Here is a 3,735-nt window from a genome sequence, read left to right as displayed (position 1 = left end):
CGCAAATAGTTACCAGTAACGATTGCTGGTGTCGAACTTATTTAGCGATCTTCAGCTTAGAGGATTACTCCAGACTTATATCGGATCATCGCATTACTTATGACGTATAGTAAATAACCAGCTCTCAAGTATAAATGAAAAGTCCGGAGTTTTTTGTGGAAGTTCTATCAAAATAGCTCTTCGCAAACTTGGCCTTAATGGTGGTAAGAAAAAGAAAAAAGAGTTTTGTCTGAAAGGGTGCATAGCTGTGAGTGCGGATGTTCTATGGATCGCGACGCGGCGGCCGCAACCGTGATGCTCAATTATGCACGGGGGTTAGGAACTAACCTCCTCAATCGTGGATCTCAGTCCTCTGAGCAAAAACACACATCAAAGCGATGTGGAGGGTTTGCTAAAGATTGGGAGTTGAAGCGACAGAAACCCCAATCAAAGCGTAGCGACGATTGTGGGTAGTTCATCTGTAGCGGTAATACATTAAGCTCAATAGCCGTTTATGCTAAAGCGAAAGGGGAAGGAGGGAAAGAAGTTCTTAGAGCGATCGCTCAGAACTGGATTCCAGAAGCATTCTCTGTCATTAATATTAACTCTAGGGCAATTGCCAGTCCCTCGATGGATAAGATCATTATTAGTATCCAAAAACAGTTGGGGATTGATTATGATCGGAGCCAATTTACCCATAAAAATGGTCAGATATGGTCGTTTTATTTCCCCCCTATATTTGATTCTCCGCAGATGATAGACTCTGCGGAGAATAGAAGTTGGACTTTGGACAAAAAAAGTTTGTTAGCGTATATTTTACGCTAAACTAAAATCCCAAAATATCGGCTCTGTATCAGTCAATAAAATTGGCTGACAAATAGGGCTAATCTATAGATTCTGAGGAAAACTAAGGAGCCTTTAAGTTTTCAGTTGATTTTTTGCTCCCTTTCTTGATAACATCATGACGAGTTCGTGGGGCTTTTTTGTAACCTTTAATACGTCCGGAAGAAAAACCTCTCACGGGGTGACAAGTAGGTTGAAAAGTAAGTCCAGAGCGGTTTTTCTCTGTTACCCGACCCTAAACAATTGTCGGCAACCAGAGAGCTTATTGAGAATGAACGATAATGATAATCATTTCCAAATGGGGCGCCAACACTTGCCATTTGCCACGTCTTCCCCCCCCAAACAGGGCAATCGCATTAAAATCTGAGATGCGTGATCCAGTAAAGATTTTAGAGTTTCAGTACAAATGAACGGTGATCGCGAAACCTCTTATGCAGTCAGCTTTTCAAAAATTAAATGCGATTGCCCTGCCCCCCCAAACTGTTTTGATGCGCGAGCGTCAACTCCTAAAAGAGAGAAAACAATCCGATTTTATGCTAATAATAATCAGATTGTCCTTAATCGTTTTATAACTTAAATCATGAGCTTTTTAGCAGTTTATGAATCTCATTTTACCAAACATTTAACACAAAAACAGTTCGAGGCTTTTAGAATTTTACTGTGGTTGCTGACAGTACATAAACAGGTTAGAATAGAAAGGTTAGCAGCTTGTTTTCCTTTACCAATCCTTTATCAAAGTCGTCGTAAACATATCCAGAGATTCCTAGTTTTGTCAGCTTTAGCCATTCCCAGATTCTGGTTTCCTGTGATTAAAGCTATTATTTGTAAAGAATTTAAGACTGGCTCTCGTCTGATTATAACAATTGACCGAACCCAATGGAAAGATAAAAATGTTTTCATGGTTGCTGTTATCTGGAAAAAGCTGGCTTTACCCATCTATTGGACACTTTTAGGGAAAAGAGGAGCCAGCAGATTATCTGAACAACAGGCATTAATTCAACCTGTTCTTTGTCTTCTAAAAAACTATGAGTTAGTCATTCTTGGAGACCGAGAATTCCACAGTGTTAAATTAGCTTATTGGTTGAAACAAAAAAGTAAAAAACAAAAGTTATGCTTCGCTTTTCGTCAGAAACAAGGTACAAACCAGAAAAAAGATGATGAAGATTATCAAACTTTTTCGCAGTTAGGAATGAAACCTGGGATGAAGATGTTTTTAACTGGGGTTTCAGTCACTAAAAATAAAGGGTTTGGAAACTTTAATGTGGGAGCATATTGGAAAAGAAAATACAAGGGCAAACAGGAAAAAGAGCCTTGGTTTATTCTTACCAACTTAGACAGTTTATCAGAGGTCTTGAAAGTCTATCGAGCCAGGGCAGGTATTGAAGCTATATTCAAGGATTGTAAGACAGGGGGTTATAATTGGGAGGGAAGTAAAGCCAATAATAAACGACTAAATTCCTTGATTTTATTAATAGCGATCGCTTACACTTGGACTTTGGATAAAAAACAATTGTTAGCGTAAATTTTACGCTAAACATATCTCCAGAGCTAAAATAGAGAATTAAGGTGATTTTAAAAACTCTCTTTCCATCTTTTTAGGGGATTTTAAATATTAAATAGCTTCATTCAGTTTCGGTTCCAATATAGATATCTAAGTAGCTTTCAGTTAGAGATTGAATGACTCGTTCTAATTCATCAATGAGATTTCTTCTAGTGAGTTTTTCTACAGCATCAATATGAGCAGAACTTCCGGCTCGTCCTAAATATTTATATTTGGTTTTTTTCTCATTATTAGTGGCCATAGGAAAAATTGATTCAGCAGCCTGTAGTTTATAATACCAGTAGATTGTTCCCTTTCCATTAACCTGATAACGAATAATATGACAATTAGCTGGTGCTACTTCCCCTTCCCGTTCAATTTTCTTTATTTTCTGTTTAAGAGAGCGAATTAGACTCTTAATTTGTTTGGCTCTCAGGTGGACATCTTGACTGGTCTTAAGTTCGGAATGTGATGACATTAGCCTTAACTGTAACAAACAACCTCTTTTGATGTTAGCGTATACATTCCGCTAATTAATAAGGTAATAAATTTTAAAAATGACCAAAAATGAAACGGCTACGTCTGTCGAGGAATTCCTGGTGTGGAGGTCTAACCTCTTCCAAGGACTAAAAGCTAGAAAAGAAACTATTATAGAATTACTCGATGCCCTCTCCAGTAACCAACAAGCTCACTCAGTCGTTGAATTGTCTCTCAATCCTTTATTTAGAAGAGATTATAACAGTTTATATAGAGGAATTCAAGAGTTTTTACCCACTCAAACTGACCCTAATTATGAACAGAGAATTGAGACTTTATTTTCAGCGGTATCGAGAACAATTCCTCCCACTTCAAAACATTATAACTTATTTGGTATTGACACAACTCCCTGTCCACGACGGTTTGCCGAAACGTTAGCGGATAAAACCTTTATTCATTACCCCAATCCAATTAAGGGAAATAAACCCATTAATATTGGACATTGTTATTCCGTTGTCTGCGCTTTACCTGACCAAATAGACACAGAAAAAGTCCCTTGGGCTGTCCCCTTATCAGGAGAGCTAGTCCCCTCTAAACATAAAGGAGTAAATCAAGGCAATCAACAACTAAAAAAAATCTGGCAAAGTTCTTTATTTTCTGATAAATTATCTGTCTTAGTGGCTGATAGTGACTACAGCCAAAAGGATTTTATTGGGGAACAAGTTAAGCATGAAGACCTAGTTACTATTACAAGAGTTAGAAGTGACCGAGTTTTTTATCGTCAATTTATTCGGGACCCAAATCAAGCCAAAACTTCGGGACATCCCCGTTGTATGGGGATAAATTGACCTTAAGATGACCAACTTGGGTCCGAGCTCGATTGATCGCACACTCTC

3 protein-coding genes and 1 pseudogene are annotated in these 3,735 nt (G+C 38.0%); 3 read left to right on the top strand and 1 reads right to left on the bottom strand.

Annotation, left to right across the window (positions count from 1 at the left end; genetic code table 11):
• Nucleotides 1–264: 264 nt before the first annotated feature.
• Together CWATDRAFT_RS39045 and CWATDRAFT_RS30415 are read left to right on the top strand one after the other, a co-directional pair.
• Nucleotides 265–453 (top strand): hypothetical protein, encoded by a 189-nt coding sequence (locus tag CWATDRAFT_RS39045; RefSeq protein ID WP_042712950.1) that lies wholly within the window; start codon nt 265–267, stop codon nt 451–453.
• A 949-nt stretch (nt 454–1,402) separates the two neighbouring features.
• A complete protein-coding gene (locus tag CWATDRAFT_RS30415) occupies nt 1,403–2,344 on the top strand; it encodes an IS4 family transposase (protein WP_007308554.1) in 942 nt (313 codons plus the stop codon).
• Nucleotides 2,345–2,444: 100 nt separating this feature from the next.
• Here the strand turns inward: CWATDRAFT_RS30415 and CWATDRAFT_RS30410 are convergent, their stop codons facing one another.
• Nucleotides 2,445–2,840: a hypothetical protein gene (locus tag CWATDRAFT_RS30410; RefSeq protein ID WP_007303072.1), complete on the bottom strand. Its 396-nt coding sequence runs from the start codon at nt 2,838–2,840 to the stop codon at nt 2,445–2,447.
• 79 nt (nt 2,841–2,919) lie between these two features.
• On the opposite strand from CWATDRAFT_RS30410, the pseudogene CWATDRAFT_RS30405 reads away from it, so the two are divergent.
• Nucleotides 2,920–3,695, top strand: a pseudogene (locus tag CWATDRAFT_RS30405) (transposase); the annotation flags it as partial.
• Nucleotides 3,696–3,735: the final 40 nt, after the last annotated feature.

Origin of the sequence: Crocosphaera watsonii WH 8501, from assembly GCF_000167195.1 — a bacterium.
GTDB classification, from domain to species: domain Bacteria; phylum Cyanobacteriota; class Cyanobacteriia; order Cyanobacteriales; family Microcystaceae; genus Crocosphaera; species Crocosphaera watsonii.
The sequence above is the reverse complement of the archived record's forward strand: the minus strand, read 5'-3'. Positions and strand labels throughout refer to the sequence as shown.

Coding starts and splice junctions, on each gene's coding strand:
- CWATDRAFT_RS30410 (WP_007303072.1), bottom strand. CDS start 2,840: ATGTCATCACATTCCGAACTTAAGACCAGTCAAGATGTCCACCTGAGA.
- CWATDRAFT_RS30415 (WP_007308554.1), top strand. CDS start 1,403: ATGAGCTTTTTAGCAGTTTATGAATCTCATTTTACCAAACATTTAACA.
- CWATDRAFT_RS39045 (WP_042712950.1), top strand. CDS start 265: ATGGATCGCGACGCGGCGGCCGCAACCGTGATGCTCAATTATGCACGG.